This window comes from Nocardioides pini (genome assembly GCF_026712185.1).
Lineage (GTDB): Bacteria > Actinomycetota > Actinomycetes > Propionibacteriales > Nocardioidaceae > Nocardioides > Nocardioides pini.
Genome location: NZ_JAPPUX010000002.1, coordinates 65,221 through 85,159 on the forward strand (window position 1 = coordinate 65,221; position 19,939 = coordinate 85,159).

Consider the following 19,939-nt stretch of genomic DNA (forward strand, 5'->3'; position numbering starts at 1 on the left):
GTGGTCTAGCGCTGTCGTACGGGCGCCATCTGGGAAAGTAAAATGCTGGCAACTTGCTGACGCAGCATCGGCTCGCGTTCCCGCACCGCACACGAGTGAGACGTCCGTGTGACGCTCGGGAAACGTTCTGTCGACACACTGCTGTCGTTGGTCTCCTCGGGAGGGGGAAGGAATGGAGGTCCCAGCGTTTGTCGCCGGAGGGGCCGGGGTCGCCTCGGACCACGTCTCCCTCGAGCTGCTCGACGGGTTTCGTCTCTGTGCCGGGACCGAGCAGGTTCAGTTGTCCGAGACGGCGCAACGCCTCGTTGCGTTCGTGGCGCTGGGCGGTCATCCGTTGCGTCGTCCGCTGGTCGCGGGGACCCTTTGGCCGGAAAAGACGGAGTCTCGGGCGTCCGCGAATCTCAGGTCTACCCTGTGGCGCCTCAATGCAGCCGGGCCCAGACCGGCGATCGTGTGCGCTGGCTCCGCTCTGGTGCTGGATCCGAGCGTGTGCGTCGACATCGTCGCGCTCCAGCGCCAGGGGTGGGCGCTCCTCGACAGGGCCACCGGGCGAGTCCCGGAACTGGGCACCGACTGGTTTTCGAAGGAGCTGTTGCCGGGTTGGTACGACGACTGGGTGATCCTCGAGCGCGAGCGGCTCGGGCAGCTCCAGATCCGTTTCATGGAGGCGCTGGTCCATCGCCTCCGGGAACGCGGAGAGCTGGCTCGGGCGATCGACCAGGCCATGCGGCTCGTGGCCCTCGACCCGTTGAGGGAGCGCAGCCAACTGGCCCTGATCCAGGCCTTGGTCGCCGAGGGTAGCTGGGGGCGCGCGCGGTGGCAGGCAGAGCAGTACTGCGAGCTGCTCGACGGCGCATTCGGAGTCCATGCGTCGGAGGCGTTCATGGCGGCGTACCGCACGTTGCTGCCGTTCGAGCAAGCGCTGAGTCCCTGACCGTCAGCTGTCATCCAGCCCCAGCCGCGTCGCCGCGGTGTAGCGGTCGACCCAGTCCCGTACTGCGGCCTCGATCTCGTCGGGTTGCAGGTAGGTCACCGTTGGCGGGGACGTGTCCGCAGCATCGAGCTTGGCGCTCACCCGCGCCCTCGTCTCGCCCCGGTCACTGCGCCAGATCCTCACGGCGAGCACTCCGACCCCTTGCGTCATGGCGCCACCATGCACGAGTCATCGTCACGGCACAGTCGCCCGAGCCGGGCGACGCCGGGGTGACGCACGGCGACCAGCATGGGAACGTGGCGGGCCGGCGTGGCCTGCCCGTTCGGAGAACCCGTGGGCACAGAGAAGACGCGTGACCGGGCCCGACCCGGCACGGACCAGACACGGTCGGCGGAGTCGGCACGACCCAGCCCAGGGCTGGAGCGCCCGGCCCGTGCGCCGGGTCGGCCTGCACCCATGACGGCTCGAGCAGGTGGTGCCGGTGGCATGCAGGCGCTGGCTCGTCGAGCCGCGGCGGAGCCGATCCGCGCCACCACCGTCGCGGCCCGGCTCGCGCCACCCACTGCTCGCGTGGTGCTCCCACCGGTGCGGGTGGCTGTCGTACCCACGGCTCGAGCGATGTCTGCGCCGGCCAGTACGCCGAGCGTTCAGCCTGCGGCAGCGCGTGGGGTTCCATCCGCGGCACCAGGGCGAGCCGCTGAGCCGCTCACCCAACCAGCCGCTGAGCCGCTCACCCAACCAGCCGCTGGGCCGGTCGCCGCACCGACCTCCGAGCCGGTCACCCAACCAGCCGCTGGGCCGGCCGCCGAACCAGCACCTGAGTCGGCCGCCGAGTCGGCCGCCGAGTCGGTCGCTGAGTCGGTCGCTGAGCCGGTCGCTGAGCCGGCCGCGCCCCCGGGCAAGGAGAAGGCCCCCGCGCCGGGTGCCGAGGACGCCACGGGTGCGAAGGGCGCGAAGGGTGGGAAGGGTGCCAAGGGAAAGGGTGCCGACGGGGAGGAGCCCGCGGAGGGCGGAACCCCGAGCGGCGAGGCGCCGGCGGGTGGCGTGACCCTGCACATGCCCGAGCCGCCATCCGGGCCGTCTCCCGCGACGAAGCGCCGGATCGGAGGTGTGCAGGCGCGGGCTGGCAAGGCCTCGAAGGCGCACGGCGCCCTTCCCGACGGCAAGAGCCAGGTCAGTGACGCCGAGAAGGCGGTCAGCGAACCCGAGGCAGAGGCGAACGCCAAGGCTCAGCAGGCGCTCATCGCCCAGGTGCAAGCGGCGCCGAGCCCGGAGATCGAGAAGCTGTGCGAGCGGATCCGCGATGTGATCGCCAACAAGCGGCCGCCGGACGAGGACGCCCTGGCGGCGGCGGAGCCGGACCAAGAGGCGGCCGAGGCCGGCAGTCAGCTCAACGCCACGGTCGAGGGGGAGACGCAGAAGGTCCAGGGCAGCTACGCGCCGATCGACGGCACCCCGACGCCGGGTGCCCCGAAGCAGGGTCAGGAGGCGCCACCGCAGCCGGGTGTCGGCGACACGCCCCCGGTCGGTGCCCAGGCGGCCGTGCCAGACGCCGTACCTGCGGAGAACGTCTCGCTCGACAAGGACGCTGAAGAGTCGCGCAAGAAGGCGCAGGACGCGGGCATGAACACGGCGCCGGCGCAACTGGTGCAGTCGGGGCCCGTGGCGGAGGCGCGGAGTGCGCAGGGCGAGCTCGACCAGGTTGCGAAGGAAGACCCTGCCAAGGTCATGGCCGGGCAGCAGGAGGCGCTGACCAAGGCCGAGGGCGACATGGCCGCGCTCCAAGCGAGGACGCTCGCTGCGCTCGAGGCGTCGCGGGCCGCGACCGCGACGGGGAACGTCGCACGCCAGGGCGCGATGGTCGGCTCCGAGGAGTCGATGCGAGCCGCCGCGGCCGCGGAGGCGCAGAAGATCTTCTCGGACGCGAAGACGCTGGTGACGGCCCAGCTCAAGGACCTCCCAGCCACGGCGATGGCCGAGTGGGACGCGGCGAAGGAGGTCCTAGCTTCGAAATTCAAGGCCGACCTCAAGCCCGTGCAGGACCGGGTGGCCGAGCGGCACTCCGGTGCCGGCGGTTTCGTGGTCGGGTTGTGGGACGCCGTCACCGGCCTGCCCGACTGGGCGGAAGAGGGGTACGCGAAGGCCGAGACCGCCTTCGGCGACGGCGTGATCGCGAAGCTCCGTGAGATCTCCACCAAGGTGAACGCCGTCATCATCGCCTGCGACCTGATCATCACCGATGCCCGGACACGCATCGCAAAGGTCTTCTCCGACCTACCCGAGTCGATGACCGCCTTCGCTGAGCAGGAGCGGGCGAAGTTCGACGGCCAGCTCGACCGCTTGCACGACGACGTCGCCGCGACCCGCGACAACTTCAACAAGGAGCTCATCGCGAGCTCGAGTGCTGCTGTCGACGAGGTGCGGGCCGAGATCGCCGAGCTCCGCAAGAAGGCCGGCGGCCTGATCGGTCGCATCGTCAACGCGATCAACCGCTTCATCGACGACCCGGTCAAGTTCATCATCGAGGGACTGCTCGACCTGCTCGGGATCCCGCCCGCGGCGTTCTGGGCCGTCGTCGCCAAGATCAAGAAGGTCATCGGTCAGATCGCCGACGACCCGCTCGGGTTCGCGAACAACCTGCTCCAGGGCCTGGCTGACGGCTTCGGTCTCTTTTTCTCCAACTTCGGCACCCACCTGCTGAAGGGCTTCCTGGAGTGGCTGCTCGGCGGGGTCAAGGACGTGCAGGTCCCCAAGGACGTCTCGCTGAAGAGCATCATCACGTTCTTCCTCCAGCTGATGGGCATCACGTGGCCCAACATCCGCAAGATCCTCGTGAAGCTCGTCGGCGCCAAGAACGTAGCGCTGGTCGAGAAGGTGTACTCGATGGTGTCCCTCCTCATCGAGAAGGGGCCCGAGGGCATCTACGAGATGATCAAGGAGAAGCTCGACCCGGCGGCCATCGTCGACCAGGTCGTGCAGATGGCGGTCGAGTTCATGGTCTCCGCGATCATCAAGCAGGTCTCGGCGCGCATCATCATGCTGTTCAACCCGGCCGGAGCGATCCTCCAGGCGCTCGAGGCCATCTACCGGGTGCTGAAGTGGGTGTTCCAGAACGCCGCCAAGATCTTCACGCTCGTCGAAACCGTGGTCAACGGCATCGCCGACATCCTGGCCGGCAACACCAAGGCCTTTGCGGCGGCGGTCGAGAAGGGCCTCGCGATGCTCATCGCGCCGGTCATCTCATTCATCGCCGACTACCTCAGCCTCGGCGACCTGCCCTCGATCGTCGCCGACAAGGTCAAGAGCATGCGCGAGTGGGTCCTCGGCATGATCGAGAGCGCGCTGACCTGGCTGGTCGAGAAGGGCAAGGCGCTGCTGGCGGCGATGGGGATCGGGAAGAAGGACAAGAAGGAGAAGGCTGCCGACGATGACGTGGGCGAGGACATCTCCTGGACGGTGCGCAACGAGTCGCACCACCTGTGGATCGCGGAGGAGGGCGAGCACCACGAACCGATGATCGCCAGCAAGCCGCACCCGGTGGCCAAGGCGCTCACCATCTACCGGGAGCAAGCCAAGAAGCTGGCCGAGTCGGATGAGGAGGCGGCGGGTGAGGCGACGTCGGCGATCGACAACGCGGCGTCGGCCCTGGCTGCGTTGACGGCTGCTCTCACGGCCTTCGAGGGCAAGGTGTCCGCGGGTGCAGAGGACTCCGAGCTCGCCGGCGATCGAGCCAAGGTCAACTCGTTGCAGGAGCAGCTCAAGGAGGCCGTGGCGGAGGCGCAGGAGCACCTCGGCCTCGACGACGACGAGCGCGTGAAGGCGGCGAAGAAGGCTTTCGAGTCGAGCCCGTTCTCCACCAAGGAAGAGCTCGCGCCGTTCCTCGACGTGTCCGAAGGTCACGCGCGCCGGATCGCTGGCGCGTGGAAGAAGAAGGGGATTCTGTTCCGCCTCGAGTCCAGCGAGAAGGACCCAGAGGGTCTCAACACGTTCGACCCGGCGGTGGCACGCTGGCGCGAGGTGAGTCCGGGCAACCGGCAGAAGTACGGCTATGTCAACCCGAAGAAGACGTCGGCGCCTGGTCTGGAGATCCTGAGCATGGGGCTGTTGGGACGACGGATCAAGGGCGAGTTCGTCAAGGCCACGGCGCAGGAGAAGCGGGACCCCGGTTACCACCAGAAGTGGGCTCACTACGAGAGCGCTGTGCCGGGCGGTGACCCCGATTTCATGTTCGATGAAGCGATCCTCGGCCACGCCGGTGAGGGCGCTTCGGGACACTGGAACACGAAGGGACACCTTCAGGACAGGGAGGCCAATTATGCGTGGAATCAGCGGCCGTCGAGCTACCACGGGCCAGAGCAGGCGCAGGAGTCCGCAGCCAGCGGTGCCGATGCCCAGCGCTATGAGCTGCCGACCAAGGAACGGGGCAGCCACCACTCGTGGTGGGGAGGCAACCCGTGAGTAAGGATGTCGAGGAGATCGCCAGCGCCTACGAGTCCTGGTTCGGGCCTCCGGTCACGGTGATCCGGGGTCGCACCGGAGCGGAACCCCCTCCGATCGGTGTCGTGCACCGTGTCCCCGTTGGAAAGGAGCTCGACGATCCAGTCGCCAACGTGACCCTGCTCGGGACGTTGGGCGCCTCTTCAGCCGGGGTGGTTCAAGGCCTGGCCCGCGAACTCGCCTTCGAGGTGCGCGGGACGCTAGACGAGCCCGCGATCCGGGCCAACGCCGAGGCACTGGCCGACCTCGCCGAGGTCCCGCTACGCACCGGGCGGGCGTTCGCCGTGCACGACCTGCTGACCAACCTCTCACTACCGGCCTTTCCCGGGTTCGACACCGCCCTGCTCGTGGATTGGGACCCGGTCGACGGCTTCACCTTCCTGCCTCCCTTTGAGAATATCGGCCTGTTGCGGGTACTGCCGCTGCTGCCGTCGGAGGTGGCCCACATCGAGGGTTTCGCAGACCGAGGAGAGGGCTACCTCTCGCTCGTCAACAGGGGGATGGACGAGGTCGATCCCACACGGGAGCCGACCCTGTGAGCCGGCGGACCGAACAGGAGCTGGACGTCGCGCGGGCCCGCGGGGCGCTGGACGTCGAGCGGGCTCGCACGGAGCTCGGCGAGGCACTCGACGAGCTGAAGGCCGGCCTCGACGAGGTGCTCGCGGCGGCACGGCAGCGGATGGACGAGAAGCAGCACGAGCCCGTGGCGGCCGGGACGGACCTGACGCCTGACGTGGCGGGGTCGCTTTGGGAACTCACGCGACGGATGCCTGGCGTCATCGGCAACAGTCTGTCGGGTGACCACGACCGGGTGCAGTCGGCGCGGGAGACGCTGAACCGGCTCGACGGGCGGCTGCGGGGCGCGGGAGTCGAGCTCGACGATCACCTCACCGGGTACGCCGACCGGCTCGCGTCGTTGCGGGACGACCCTGGCGGGTCAGGACCGCGGCACCGGCGGTGACGGCAGCCCTACCCGCTGCAGCTCTGCGCGGATCGCCCGGTCGACGTCTGCGACCGTGACCGCCGGCTCCTCGGGATCGCGGGCGACAGCGGCGTACGTGGCCGCCAGGACGACCTGCACGATGGCCGCGGCCGAGAGCCGCGAGCCGGTCGAGAGTCGTACGAGGTCGTCGTCGTCGAGGTCGTGGGCGACAGAGGAGAGCGCCATCCGCCAGATCCGCAGCCGGGCGGCGTCATCGGGGGTCGGGAACTCGATCACCTGCTGGATCCGGCGGGTGAAGGCGGCGTCGAGGTTCTGCCGCAGGTTCGTGGCGAGGATGACGACGCCCTCGTGCTCCTCGATGCGCTGCAGCAGGAAGCTGGTCTCCTGGAGGGCGTACCGATCCTGGGCGTTGGTCACGGTCCCGCGAGCCCCGAAGATCGCCTCGGCCTCGTCGAAGAAGAGGAGCGCGTGCGCCTCCTGCACGTCGCGGAGCACGCGGTCGAGGTTCTTCTCCGTCTCGCCGACCCACTTGCTCACGACCTGCGACAGGTCGACCTTGAGGAGGTCGCGGCCCAGGTCCTGCGCCAGCAGCCCCGCGGCCAACGTCTTGCCCGTGCCTGACGAGCCGCTGAACATCGCCACCAGCCCCTTCGGCCCCGCACGACCAGGACCGAGGAGCTGCTCCACCCGCGGCCGGTGGGCGATCCGGTCGCGCAGCGCCCTGAGCTGGGAGAGGGTCTCGGCCGGCAGCACGATGTCGTCGAGGGTCATGCCCGCCGGCGGTTCCACCCGGCGGGCAACCTGCAGCAGGCGGCGTGACGACTGCCGCCTGCACGCGTCGTCGAGGTCCAGCCGGGTCGGTCGCCCGTCGTCGCCGGTGCGTGACCGGGCCAGCTCGCCGGCCATCGTCAGGGCGTCGTGCATTCGGCCCGGCGTGAGCAGAAACGTGCCGGCGAGCTGTCTGGCGACCGCGCCGACGTCGACGCCGTCTTCCGGGTCGGGACTCCAGTCGGCATCACGCAGCAGCCGCGACCAGATCGCCTCGCGCTCGGCCAGCCCGGGGGAGGGGCACGGCACGCGGAGGAACGGTCCGCCATGGGGCATCCGAACCGGTGGGTCCCACGGCTGCGCGTGGTCGACGAACGTCGGCTTGGGATGCCGTGCCGCGGCAATGAGCAGCTCCGCCCACCAGCGGTCGTGCTCCGCCTCACGCCCCACGAGCACCTCGCAGCCGCGCCACATGACGGCCGCCTCCCGAAGCACCGCCTCGCGATACACGTCCCGGTGCAGCCCGTCACCGTGCGCCGCCGCGCGACCGGCATCGACAACCATCAGGGGCACCCCGACCTGGGTCGCGACGCAGCGGGCGACCGCCGTACGCCCGCTGCCTTCGGCTCCGAGCAGCGCTAGCGTCGCGGAAGGGGAGTCCCCTGCGGCGCACGCTCTGGCCAAGGACTGCAGCTCGGCCAGTTGGGCGTCACCGAGCACGAGCCGGTCCCAGAGGAGCGGTTCGGCGAGCTGCACGGCGTCGGTGAGCCAGCCCTCCAGGTGGTTCTCACCGAGCAGGAAGCCGACGATGCGGTCGTCGACGGTGATCGACCGGGAGGCCAGTCCGGCGTCGCCGTTCGAGGACGGCTCGGACAGAGTGATCAGCCGATGGGCGACGAGCGGCGCGTCGGGCGCGAACCGCGCACGGAAGCCGGCCAACCCGGACGGTCCGGGACGCACGATCTCGGCCAGCAGCGAGACCGACGGGCTCCGGAGCCATCGTTCGTCGGCCAGGTAGGCGAACAACCGCCGGTACCGGCCGTCGAGCTCTCCGAGGAGGCAGATCATCAGCACCGTGATGTCCGTCCGCTCCAGGCCGAACGACGTCTGGAGGCGTGTCAGCGGCAGGACCCCGTCGTCGGTGCGTTCGCAGCGTTCGCGGATGCTCGTGTGCGTCGCGTACGCCCTGCCGACGAGGACGTGCGCTGCCGCGGGGACGTCCGGCTCGGCCATCGGCTCGGTGAAGTCGTGGCTCAGGTAGCGCTCGACCTCGCGCGGGTCGAGGATCCCGGTTCCCCACGCGGTGTCGTCGCGCTGCTCGCCGACGGCCGCTCGCCACCGCTCGACCTGCGCGCGCACGAGCAGCTCCGCCACGCGCAGCTCGTCGTGGAGGTGCTCCTGGCCCGAGTGGTAGGCCGCCGCGTCAGGTGCCATGCTCCCAGCCCGTCACGAAGCGGATCCGCCGGCCGCCGAGCGTCGTGCCGGCGTCGAGGGGCTCGAGGTAGCCGGCGAGGCCGAGGACGATGTCGTGGGACCGAGGAGCCAGGAGCACGGTGAGGTCCTCCTCGCCCACCTCGACCGAGGCGGGCCGGCGGACGAACGTGCTCAGCAGGAAGGGCACGCTCGATCGCGCGAACCCCGGCAGCCACCGCGCCCAGGCCTGGACGCAGCTGACGGCGAGGAGGTCGAGGAGGAGATCGTCGGGTCCGTCGCGACCGAGGGAGACGGCGGTCAGGGCGTCGGCGACGACGTCGCGCCCGGTGACGTCGTCCGGCGGCGGTACGACGTCGAGCTCGGCCCCGGTCCACGGGAGCATGTGTCCCACCGCGTCCGCCACGACGGCTGCGAACCCGGTCGCCCCGTGCGGGACGGTCACGGTGTGAAGTGGCTCCTCCACCACGCTCAGGCCGAGCAGCCGTCCGACGGCGAGCCGACAGGCGTCGCCGAGGCGCCCTGAGGGCACGGGGTCGCCAGCCGCCTCGCGCACGGCGGCGACGACCGGGTCGTCGTCGGCGGACCCGGTCCACCGGCGCAGCAGCGCTACCAGCAGCGGGTCGGCCTCGGGCCCAACGCGCCCGAGCAGGTACGGCGACAGGCCGAGGTCCATGGCCCCGCGGAGCAGCAGCAGGCCGCCGGCCGTCGCAGCCTCCCAACCGTCCAGGACCGGCTCGGGCTGCGGGAAGCGCCGCTCGAGCAAACGGGCGACCTGGACGGCCGACGGTGTCGGCGCGAGAGGGGAGGCGTGGCCGGCCGGGGAGCGGGGCTGGGGGACCTCCGTGTCCGGACTGCTAGGGGCCGAGCCCGCACCCTCCCCGGGCGGTGGCGCCTCGGCTGCGCGGCGTGGCGGCACGGGGGTCGCCGCGTGGGCCGGGGCGGGCGTCGGGGAGCGGCGCTCCCAGAGCCGCAGGACGTGGGCCGCCACGGCCCGGGCGAGGTCGTCGTCGTCCCAGCGCGGAGCCGCCTGCACCAGCGCGGTGACGAGCTCGACGAGGTTGCGCGGCGAGGTCGGGCGCCGGGGATCGAGGGCGAGGTGCGGGTCGGCGGCAGCCTCGGCGAGGTCGGCGAGCACCCCGCGCGCACGGGGCGACAGGACGGCTGCGACGTCGTCCTCCGCGGGGACCGAAGCCTCCGCGCGACGCGCGGCGATCCCCGCCGCGAACGCCTCTTGGTCGAACCAGTGGTGGTGGCGCGCCGCGGCGACCAGCCGCTCGACCACTGTGTCGGGGAGAGGGACGACCTCCGGGAGCAGGGCCTCCGTCGCCGCCGCGACGGCGCGGCCCAGGCTCGCAGGGTCGCGCCAGTCCGGGGGCGGCTCCGAGCGCGAGAGCACGGTCACGACCCGGTCGTCGACCGGCACAGGTGCGCCCACCGCGGCGTGCACGACGGTGGCGGCGGTCGTGACCAGCGCCGACCAGGCGGTGCCGTCGTCGCCCGTGCTGTCGACCAGGTCGGCGGCACGGTGGCCGAGCCTGTCGAGCAGGGCGTCGAGGTCGCCGTGTCGACTTACCCGGGCGAGGATTCGCCAGCGCAGGGCCCGGTGCGCAGCAAGGAGGGCGGCCAGGTCGGCGGAGCCGTCACGGCGGCGGAAGGGCTCGAAGGCGTCGTAGTACCAGCGGTGCGCGTGGCCGTCGAGACAGTCGTGGACGTACGCCGCGACGTAGGCCGCGTCGTCGGCGAAGCGGACCACGCAGTCGTCGTCGGTGGGGTGCTCACGCAGCAAGCGAGCGACCGAGGCGGTGACCGAGCCCGCCAGTCCTGTGGGCGCCGACTGCGAGTCGGCCCGGAGCGTCGCCGTGCACGCCAGTGATCGGATGACGACGACCTCATCGCCGTCGAACGCCGACGTCAGTGCCGCGAGCAGGTGCTCGCGCGCCGCCTGGCCGGCGAGCAGGTCGACGACGCGCGGTGTCGGGTCCTGGTCGCGTGACCCGACCACACGGCCGGCCAGCTTGAGGTGCCCGATGCTGACGTCCATGCCCCCTCCGCGTCCGTCCTCAACCGATCCCGTCGACCACCGAGAAGAGCGAGAGCAGGGTGGTGGCCTGCAGGCCGGCCAGGTAGGCCCGGGCCTCCTCGCTGAGCTGTGCCTCCTGGACGGACGACGCCGACACGCGGCCGCCCACCACCAGGTTGCCGGCGATCGTGACGGTGCCGCCCTCGTCGACGACGAGACGGGGGACGAACTCGTCGTCCTGCCAGGTGCCGACCACCAGCCTTCGAGGCAGGTCGCCGGGCTGGGCGGGGGGCATCGCCACCCGCAGCTCGTGGGCGACGTCGCTGGCGGAGTGGCTCAGGGACCACTCTGGGGTGTCGAGTGGTGGAACCGGAAGCGGCGGGCCAGCGGGGTCGAGCACGAGCGCACCTCCTCGGAGCGCCAGCTGGCCGTCAACGGTCAGCTGCGCGTCGAGGTGCACGCCGCCGGTGGCGCTGACCGTGAGCGGGTGGTTCCCTGCGGCATCGGGCAGCCCGACCGCGAGGGTGGGGTCGGCGCCCTGCTCGAGGGTGAGCCAAGGCGTGCCGTCGGGGGTCTCGACCGCGCCGCCGACGAGCCCGATCCACGGGCGCCGGTCGATCTCGACGACCGGCGGCGCGTCCGGGTCGGTGAGGTCCCGGGTGATCCGGCCAAGGTAGACCGGCCACCGGCGCACCGGGTCGTCCGGCGGGGGCCTGCGGCCAGGGTCGTCGAGGTCGGCGGGGTCGACGCCGGGCGGCCGTCGGGGGTCGAGGTCGACAGCATCGGAGAGCTCGACCACCGCCGCGTCGGCGAACAGGTCGACACCGTCGTCAGGCGCCGGCACCGACCTCCGGTCGTAGCCCACCCAGACGTCCACCGACTCGACCCCGCGCACGTCGAAGCCGCGCAGGTCGAGGCCATGTGCGCTGTCGAGGACGACGTCGCGTCCGTAGCCGTCGATGGCCAGCCCGGGCTCCACGACGAGGTCGCCGTCGACGAGCACCACACGCAGTCCGGCGGCGACGCCCCACCGGTGGCCGGTCGTGTTGTGCCGACGATGACCGGTGAGGTGGTAGGCCTGTTCGTCGACGAAGTCGGACGTGCGCAGCACCCGTCCGTCCTGGAACCGCGGTCGTTGCATCGGTGCTCCTATCCGCCGTCCAGCGCGGTGGTCGTGGCGCGCTGGGCGGCTACGGAGCCGTTGGCGTCGAAGGCCACGACCGCCACGACCACCTGGCCAGGCGTGCTCGCGGTGAGGGGTGGCGACCACGGCACCGCGGCCGACTCGACGAGGACCTCGGTGCCGGAGGTGGTGGGTCCGCCGAGGTCGACCAGGACGAACCGGCTGGGGGTGCCCTGGCGCCGTGCCTCCAACGCCACGCCCCAGCGGGAGAGCGTGACGGTCGGCTTGATCTTGATGGCGAGCGGTGTCTCGTCCCCGGACGTGTCGTCGGGGGTGACGACGAGGCCGATCACCGCGCCCGATGTGTCGGTGGCGGCGCCGACCACGCGGCGGGCCAGGACGTCGGCGAGCATCTCGACGAAGCGCGGGTCCTCAGGGTCGGGCGGGATCTCACCCTGGGACACCGAGCCGGCCACCTCGAGGTCGCCGTCGATCGTGACGGTGCCGGCCGCGTCGACGACCAGCGCAGGGGTAAAGGTCGAGCCGAGGACCGTGCCGATCGCCACGCGACTCTCTGTGGGGGGCGAGCCGGGGGGCGCCGCCAGCTCGATCCGCAGCTCCCGGGCCAGGGTCGTGCCGTCCTCCGCGAGGACGTCGAGGGCGCGGATGCTCCACGGCACCGAGGGCTCGGTCGGAGGCCGCGAGGACAGGCGCAGCCCACCCTCCACCACCACCGGATCGCCGTCGCTGGTCACCGTCCCCGCGGCATGGTGCCCGCCGCGCACACCCAGCTCGAGCTCCGACCCACCGTCGCGCAGCCGGACCCGGGTGCCCGCGGCCGGACCATCGGGGGTGACCTCGACCGAGGGGCGGCCGACGGGGTGGACGACGGCCGTGCCGACCAGTCCCGGCCACGCCGGCGTGCCCCTGGCGTGGGCCAGGGCGAGGTGGCGTGCGGCGTCGGCCTCCCGGGACTCCGACTCCCGGTTGAGGTCCGCCGCGTCCAGCCGGCGGCCCTCCCGGAAGTCCGCCCGCCCGGTCATCGCGTACCACGCACCCACTGCACGGCGTCCAGCCAGATCGCCTCGGCGACGGGATCGCTGCATCCCAGCACCACGGCGATCTCGCCCGGCTCGAGCATCGTGATCTCATCGATCGTGCTGGTACCCGCGTCCTGGAGGCGCCGGGCGTAGGTCTTGCCGATGCCTCGCAGGTCCTCCAGCCCACCCTCGTCGTCCGCCTTCCTGTGGTGGAGGAACCCGATCACCCGGGTGCCCAGGCACTGGTCCTCCACGACGATCGGCTGCGGCGCCGGGTCACCGCAGGCCCACCACAGCCGGTCGGTGGCGTCGAGCACCTGGAGGAGGTCGTCGGTCGTGCTCGGCACGTCGAGGACGGTCCTTGGAGTCGTCCTGGCCAACCGCCGCCACTGGGAGCAGATCTGCTCCCAACGTTGCCAGACGAAGTCGCCGAGGTCCTCGGCCCCGGATGGCACCGGCCGCGTGTCGGGTCCGAGCTCGCGACGGTGGGGGCGGTAGGCGTCGACCCGGGTGACGACGCACGTCGTGCCGTGCGTGTCCTCGACCCGGCGCAGCCAGACCCGGGCGAGTCCGACCCGGTCGGTGTCGCACCGGCCGCACGGGCGACGGAGCAGGCGGTGCCGGCACGCGATGACGAGGTCGAGCAGTGCCCGGACCATGACCTCCTCGACCTGCGTAGGGCCGTCGGCCCCGTCGAGCTCGGCACACGTCCGGTCCCACCAGTCGCACGGCGGGTCGACCACCCGCTCGCGCAACCACGCCACGACGTCGTCGCGGCTTGCATCGGCCTTCTCGCCGGCCTCGACCCAGTGCCGGACGATGTCGTGGCAGGCGTGGTACGCCGCCTGGGCGCGCTCGGCAGCATCCCTCATCGGGTCGGACCTCGGGAACGGGACGCGCACTGGCTCGACCAGCGCGCCCTCGCGGAGCCGGGTGGGCACGATCCGGGAGTCCGGGTCGCACCCGCGGTCGCACCCGCAGCTGCAGGTCTCCGCGAGCTCCGGCACGGCCGGTGAGACGAGCTGGGACAGCACCAGGTCGACCACGACGTCGCCGCAGGGGTCGCGCGGCGGCGGCAGTGGCGAGGCGGACGTGTCCGGGCCCCTCGTGTGGTCCGGATCTCGCGTGTTCCCGGGCTCGCGCGCCGGCTCGTCGCACGGGGGGCGCACGGCGCAGCACCCCGTGAGGTCGACGGACTGCGCCTCGCACAGGACGATGTCGTGGCCGCAGCAGTCCACGGCGTACCCGGGTTCCACGACGACCGAGCCGGGCCGGTCGGGATCACAGTGCACGTCCAGGCCGCACACCACGCCCCAGCCGCCGCGGTGGCGGTGCAGGCCGACCCTGGCGTCCGTCCAGTCGACGAGGGCGGTGAGGTCGGTGTCCGAGAGCACCATGCCCGCGGTGAAGAGCGGCCGCTCCAGGCACTCGAGGTCGCACGTGTCCGGCACGTCACAGCAGTGGCACGGCTGCGACGGCCCGGACCTGCCGCAGCCGCCGGAAGCGCCGCAACCGCGCGGTGCCACCGGTAGCGGGTTGGGGTGGGTGGTCATGCTCGTGCCTCCTTCCGGTCGGTCACGTAGAACCAGCTGCGGAGCACGCCGCCGAGCACTCCGTCTCCGCTCGGGAAGCTCCCGAAGAAGTCCGCGTCGACGGGCAGCCCGTGGCAGTCGTGGACGAGGTCGCCGAGCAGCGTCACGAAGACGGTGTCCCCGACGAGACTGCGCGTGCCACCGCGTCGTCCCGACCCCGTCAGCACGTCGGGGTGGACGGTGAACACGGCGTCCCGGCCCTCGACGCGTGGCGGGTGGTCGGGGTCGTAGGGGAGTCGCTCGCGGGCACCGGTCGAGTCCTCGATCTCGACGAGGAAGGTGTGGTGGTTCACGCCGACGCGGTCCTGTTCCCCGTCGGCCAGGTCGCGGTCGAAACGCACCCGCAGCTCGCCACCGCTGTCGTCGAGGTCGTCGACGGCCACGTCCCTGCCGTGCTCCCAGCTGGTGCCGACCACGTGGGTGAGGTAGGCGGGCGGTGGGGGGAGCGACCGGCGGACGGCCGGTCGCAGGCCGTCGCGCTCGGCGTCGACCTCGATGGCCTCACCCCGACAGCGACTGAGCAGGGCGATGGGCACGCAGTCCCCCAGCACGCACGTCGGCGCCAGGCAGCCGTCGCCCTCGGTACCGCAGCCGCAGCCGCAGCCGCGGTCACGGCCACCGCCGCAGCCGTGCTCCTCGCCGCAGCCGCACCCGGTGTCGCTGCCCGCTTCGTCGCCGCGCGCGAGCGACGCCCACGGGTCGTCCGGGTCGTCGCCGACGGGGTGGACCTCCAGCCGCCACCGCTCGACCACGCGGCCGGGCTCGGTCCCCGTCCCGTGGTCGCAGCCGCCGATGATGGCGGGCAGCGGGTCGGTGAGGCACTCCTCGTAGCGCAGGCACAACACCGCCAGGGCGTCCTCGTCGCTTGTCCGCTCCGGGTCCACCTGCCACTGCACGGCCTCACGGCAGGGCAGCACGATCTCCCGCCCGCGGCAGTCGATCGCGATGCCGGGGTCCACCCAGACCCACTCGTGTGCGCAGTCCGCGCGGTCGTGCGGATGTACCGCCAGGCCGCACACCGTGCCCCACCCGTGCAGCAGCCGGTTGTGCAGCCGGTGCCGCTCGAGGTGGTACTCCTGCTCGTCGGTCAGGTCGCGTGCGGTGATGAAGCGACCGGTGAACCACCGGAGCCGCGTCGCGCTCACCGCACCCCTCCTCGCACCGCCACCCTCGTGCGTGCGTCGCATCGCCTGCCTCCTCACCACGTCGTCCACTCAGACCACCACCGCGTCGACACCCACGCGCCCGCTGCGACCGGCCGCGGGCGGAACGACCAGACCGCGGCGACCGAGCCGCAGCCCCAGCCCCAGCGAACTGCCACCGCAGCCGCCCGACGCCAGCCTGGCCACGGGCCAGTCGCCGACGAAGGTGTCGATCCCGACCAACCCCTGCTCGCCGACGACCGCACGAGGCTCGACCAGCACCAGGTCGTGTGCCACGTGTGCGGGCTTCTCCGCCGACACCAGTCGCTCGAAGCGCTCCTGCTCGTCCCGGTCGGTCAGCAGCGGCCGCGGCACGACGACCGAGAAGCGGTGCGCGTGCACCCGGAACCGGTCCGTCAGCCGGTCGCCGACCGAGACCAGCCGGATGTGCTCGGCGTGCCGACGTCCGAGCACCGGCCGCCCCACCACGTCGTCGCTCCAGGTGCGCTCGCCGGCCGCCATCGGCACCGTCGTGCGACCGACCAGCGCTGACTCACGCTCGCGGAACCCTTCGACCAGCACGGGCAGGTCGGGCAGCGAGCGACCGGTGGACGCCTCGAGATGCGTCCGGAGCAGCGCCGTGAGTGCGGCCGGCGTTCCCCGGCGCCGGTGCCAGCGCGGTGCGGCGACCAGCATCGCCCGCCGTTGATCGGGGCGCCAGCCGCGCTCGAGGGGCACGCCGAGCTCCCCGGCCAGCACGTCGAGCCACTCCTCCGGCACTGCCGCCGGGGAGAAGCGTGCGGGCAACGACCTCAGGCTCTGCTCCACGCGGTCGAGGTCGGTGCCGAACATCGCCAGGAACCGGCGGAGGAAGTCGGCGTCCGCGTCGTCGCTCCGGAAGACCGCCGGCAGGAAGCGCTCCAGCCCCTTCCCCTCCGGCTCCACCAGCACCCGATCGAGGGACGGGGAGGCCCAGCCGTCGCCGTGCAGGCCGATCCGCAGGACCAGGTGGCGACCGCGCGGTGACAGCACGGCGTGGTCCACTCCGGCGGTCGCGTCGCCGGCGGCCCCGATCCAGTGGGCCGGGCTCCACGCGTCGGGCGGCACGTCGGCCGGGTCGCGTCGTTCGTCGCTGGTGTAGGTCTCGACCGTCGTCGCGCACCCGGGCGGGTGCGTACCGGTCACGGTGATCCGGTGCCACCTGCAGCCGAGAACACCACTGTCGAAGGGCTTCCCGGTCCACCAGCCCGCGGCGCCGTAGGGGGCGTCGCCGGCGTACTCGTCGGGCGGGACCGTGCACGCCTCGCCGCTCGTGTCGAACCAGCCGTCGGCATCGGCGTCGGATCCGGCGAATCGGTACGGCGCGGGTACCCGGAACCGGCCCGCGTGATCGACGGCGAAGGCGGGCGCAGGCACGAGCGGCCTCAGGGCGTCGGCCTCGCGCAGCACCTCCCAGCCGCCGTCGGCCGCCGACAGCACGGACCCCTCGAGGTCGTCGACCCGCCACGGCCGGCCCGTCGAGTCCGCGACCACGCGGCGCCAGGCGCCGTCCGGGATCCGGCCGGGGTCTGGCCGGCGTTCCAGCCGGTCCAAGGACGGTGTGGTCGTCCAGAGCCGGCCGCGGTCGTCGAGCACGTGGAACACGCCGGCATGGCCTGCGACAGCGACCGGCCGGGCATCACCGGGCTCGAGCACGGCGCGGACGAGGAGGGGCGCGGTGCGGGCCACGACGACGCGGCCGCGGTCGGGGTCGGCCAGTGCGAGCAGCCCGCAGGTCGCGGCGAGCGCCGTGCGCCGTCCGAAGCGCTGCGCCCCGCTCGACGCCCCGCCCCAGCCCGGGACGGTGACGAAGCGGCCGGCCAGCGGATCGAACCGGCGCAGTTCCGCGGACGGTCCGTCGAGCAGCCACACGACGCCGGCGTCCACGGCGAGCGTCGGCGGCAACGACAGCCCGCCGAGGGTGCCGTTCGGCGAGCGAACCGACAAGGGGCCGCCGCTGGTCGGCGCCAGTGCGAGCGAGGCGCCCACGGTCAGTCCCGCGGACGTGGCCGTCGCCGACGGCCACGGCCACCGGTCGCCGCCGAGGCGCCAGGAGCCGGGCACGATGACGCGTTCGCTGGTCACAGGTCCCTCCTCGGTCGGACCTCGACGGCGGCGTCCTGCAGGACGGCGACCTGGTCGGCGTCGACGACGACGGGCGTCGAGATGTCCGGGTGCACCCGCCCGTCGACGGTGACCTCGAGCAGGGGCACGGCGACGACGTCGTCGACGGCCTGCACGACCCCGAAGAGCATGGTGGGGAAGAGCTCCTGGCCGAACCGCGACGCCGAGCCGGGCGCGGCCACCGGCGCAAGGGCGGCCGCGAGCCGCCGCCGTACCTCGGCGCTGACGTCCCCGAAGGACGCGTAGGGATCGACGTCGACGGCGACCGTGACCGCCAACGAGACGAAGCGGGCGCTGCGCACGTGGAGCTCCGTGCCGATCGTCCGGGCGGGGTCGAGGGTCCCGGCGACGACGTCGAGCAGCTCGGGGCTGGCGTGGGTGCCGGGGTCCTGGGCGTCGGGGAGGACCGCGACGGTCACGCTCCCCGGGATGTCGGCGCCCGGGAAGTCGGGGTGGCGGCGCTCGATGGCCACGGCATCGGCCACGCCACCGACCATCAGGGCGAGACGCCGGTAGTCCTCGGCGGTGACGGCACGTCCGTCGCCGCGCAGCCGGGACGCGGCGTTCCGGCGCAGCTCCTCACGGGTCTCCTCGTCCCGGCCGCCCTCAGCGGCGCGCACGTTGGTGACCGACTCGATCCCGGGAGCGGCCGTCTGCAGCTCCGTGATCCCGTCCGGGGGGACGTTGGCCAGCCTGGTGCCGCCGTGGCGGTAGGAGACGACGACGTCGAAACCCGCGAAGGGCACCTGTCCGTGCTGGCCGTCGCCGAAGCGGATCTCACCGCTGCGTACGTCGACGGTGACGTGCCGGTCGTCCGGCCCGGACTCCGCCAGGTCGCGCACCACCGTCCAGGTCTCCTCCGGCAGGGCACTGCCCCCGGGAGGTGGGACCGTGCGCACGACCATTCCCTCGACGTGCACCGACCGGTGCCGCAGCCGGACGACCTGCTCCGTCCGTCCGTTGCTCTGACCGGCGACCTCGTCGGTGACGCTGGAGAGGCTGACGGCGGGCACCGTGTTGTAGCGCAGCAGCTCGATGTCGGGTGCCTGACCGGCCGCGTAGCGGCCGGAGACCAGGCGGCAGCGCAGCCAGTGGAGCGGCCGCTCCTCCTTCCCCACCTCCCCGACCGCGACGCTGTTGCGTGGCCCGGAGATCTGCACGTAGCCGCGGCGGGTGAAGGCCCTGGTGCCGTCGACGTAGGTGGCGAGAGGACTCCACCGGTCCGACGTGGCGCTGGTGCGGTACTCCCACTGCAGCCGCGCGTTGGTGGGGTGCGCCTCTTCCCTCGACACCGGGTCGACGAGGAAGGTGATCTGCTGCGGGAACGTCACCGGCACGTCGCCCGGGCCGAAGCCGAGGTAGAGCGCGCTGCCCTGCTGGGGCGCCTGGCCGAAGGGTCGGAAGCGTGGGACCACGTCCTCGATGGTGTGCCGCTCGAACGAGGCGAGCCCAGCCACCTGGAGGCTCTGCAGCCGCAGCGGCAGCAGCTCCACTCCGCGCTCGGTCTCGAAGCGGACCGGGCCGTCCTCGGTCTGCACGCTCGAGGCCACTGCCGTGCGGGCCGGCACGGTGATGGGCCGCGTCTCGCCCTGGCGCACCGTGAAGGTCAGGTCGGTGCTGGCGGGGCGGGCCGGGTCCGGCCGGATCCCCAGGACGTCCAAGAAGGTGAGCAGGCACCGCTCGGGCGCCTGGTTGAGCCGGTAGCCGATCGACTCCGCGAGCCACGCGAAGAGCTCGATGAGGGTGACTCCGGGGTCTGACTCGTTCCAGTCCGTCCACTCCGGTGTGTAGCGGGGGATGCGCAGGAGAAGCTCGCTGCGGATCTGCTCGAAGGTGCGGTCGTCGAGGTCGGGAAGATCAGCTGCCACTGCGGCCACCCCCCACGCCGACGCCCTCGTCGAGGAAGAACGGGTAGACCAGGTTGAGGGCAGCGTTGTTCTCGCGGATCCGGCAGGCGATCGAGACGATGACGCGGTTGGGGGCATCAGCGGGTGTCTCGACGCGGACGTCGAGGACGTCGACGCGCGGCTCCCACCGGGTCAGGGCCTCCCGCACCTCCGCAGCGACGAGCCCCCGCAGCCCGGCGGTGTTGGCCGAGAACACGAGGTCGTGGATCCCGCAGCCGAAGTCGGGCAGCATCACCCGCTCGCCCCTCGCCGTGCTGAGCACCAGCCAGATGCCCTGGCGGATCTTGTCGGCGCCCGAGGCCCACGTGGGCCCTGAGCCGGCGCCCGTCACGGGGTGGGCCCATCCCTGCCCGAGGAAGTCACCGTCGGTCGTCAT

The 19,939-nt window shown here is 72.4% G+C and carries 14 protein-coding genes; 4 read left to right on the plus strand and 10 right to left on the minus strand.

The features are described 5' to 3' along the window. The first annotated feature begins 172 nt into the window (after window positions 1-172). A complete protein-coding gene (locus NYO98_RS06535) occupies window positions 173-934 on the plus strand; it encodes an AfsR/SARP family transcriptional regulator (protein ID WP_268110746.1) in 762 nt (253 codons plus the stop codon). Window positions 935-937: 3 nt separating this feature from the next. On the opposite strand, the gene NYO98_RS06540 is transcribed toward NYO98_RS06535, so the two are convergent. Further along, entirely contained in the window at window positions 938-1,075 is a 138-nt protein-coding gene (locus tag NYO98_RS06540) for a hypothetical protein (RefSeq protein WP_268110747.1), read from the minus strand. 969 nt (window positions 1,076-2,044) lie between these two features. On the opposite strand from NYO98_RS06540, the gene NYO98_RS06545 reads away from it, so the two are divergent. From NYO98_RS06545 to NYO98_RS06555, 3 genes are read left to right on the plus strand one after another with little or no spacing between them, the layout of a single operon-like run. Next, window positions 2,045-5,392, plus strand: coding sequence for a phage tail protein (locus tag NYO98_RS06545; protein ID WP_268110748.1), 3,348 nt, complete (start codon window positions 2,045-2,047; stop codon window positions 5,390-5,392). Next, window positions 5,389-5,970, plus strand: a complete 582-nt coding sequence (locus NYO98_RS06550; RefSeq protein WP_268110749.1) for a hypothetical protein — start codon at window positions 5,389-5,391, stop codon at window positions 5,968-5,970. Before NYO98_RS06545 ends, NYO98_RS06550 begins: the two co-directional genes overlap by 4 nt. Continuing rightward, on the plus strand, window positions 5,967-6,392 hold the full coding sequence (locus NYO98_RS06555) for a hypothetical protein (protein ID WP_268110750.1): 426 nt from the start codon (window positions 5,967-5,969) through the stop codon (window positions 6,390-6,392). Before NYO98_RS06550 ends, NYO98_RS06555 begins: the two co-directional genes overlap by 4 nt. Here NYO98_RS06555 and NYO98_RS06560 read toward each other — a convergent pair. The 9 genes from NYO98_RS06560 to NYO98_RS06600 are packed head-to-tail and all read right to left on the minus strand — an operon-like array spanning window position 6,369 to window position 19,939. Further along, on the minus strand, window positions 6,369-8,576 hold the full coding sequence (locus NYO98_RS06560; RefSeq protein ID WP_268110751.1) for an ATP-binding protein: 2,208 nt from the start codon (window positions 8,574-8,576) through the stop codon (window positions 6,369-6,371). The genes NYO98_RS06555 and NYO98_RS06560 overlap by 24 nt on opposite strands. Beyond that, entirely contained in the window at window positions 8,566-10,617 is a 2,052-nt protein-coding gene (locus NYO98_RS06565) for a hypothetical protein (protein WP_268110752.1), read from the minus strand. The genes NYO98_RS06560 and NYO98_RS06565 overlap by 11 nt, the downstream gene beginning before the upstream one ends. Before the next feature lie 19 nt (window positions 10,618-10,636). Beyond that, window positions 10,637-11,737 carry a hypothetical protein gene (locus tag NYO98_RS06570; protein WP_268110753.1) on the minus strand — a complete coding sequence of 367 codons (1,101 nt, stop codon included), beginning with the start codon at window positions 11,735-11,737 and terminating at the stop codon, window positions 10,637-10,639. An 8-nt stretch (window positions 11,738-11,745) separates the two neighbouring features. Next, window positions 11,746-12,762 (minus strand): hypothetical protein, encoded by a 1,017-nt coding sequence (locus NYO98_RS06575; protein WP_268110755.1) that lies wholly within the window; start codon window positions 12,760-12,762, stop codon window positions 11,746-11,748. Further along, window positions 12,759-14,312, minus strand: a complete 1,554-nt coding sequence (locus NYO98_RS06580; RefSeq protein WP_268110756.1) for a hypothetical protein — start codon at window positions 14,310-14,312, stop codon at window positions 12,759-12,761. Before NYO98_RS06580 ends, NYO98_RS06575 begins: the two co-directional genes overlap by 4 nt. Continuing rightward, entirely contained in the window at window positions 14,309-15,538 is a 1,230-nt protein-coding gene (locus tag NYO98_RS06585) for a hypothetical protein (RefSeq protein WP_268110757.1), read from the minus strand. The genes NYO98_RS06580 and NYO98_RS06585 overlap by 4 nt, the downstream gene beginning before the upstream one ends. Window positions 15,539-15,565: 27 nt before the next feature. Continuing rightward, the gene (locus tag NYO98_RS06590) at window positions 15,566-17,617 is read right to left on the minus strand and encodes a phage tail protein (protein ID WP_268110758.1); all 2,052 of its coding nucleotides are present in this window, start codon (window positions 17,615-17,617) and stop codon (window positions 15,566-15,568) included. Further along, on the minus strand, window positions 17,614-19,524 hold the full coding sequence (locus NYO98_RS06595; RefSeq protein WP_268110759.1) for a putative baseplate assembly protein: 1,911 nt from the start codon (window positions 19,522-19,524) through the stop codon (window positions 17,614-17,616). The genes NYO98_RS06590 and NYO98_RS06595 overlap by 4 nt, the downstream gene beginning before the upstream one ends. After that, a complete protein-coding gene (locus NYO98_RS06600) occupies window positions 19,514-19,939 on the minus strand; it encodes a GPW/gp25 family protein (protein WP_268110760.1) in 426 nt (141 codons plus the stop codon). Before NYO98_RS06600 ends, NYO98_RS06595 begins: the two co-directional genes overlap by 11 nt.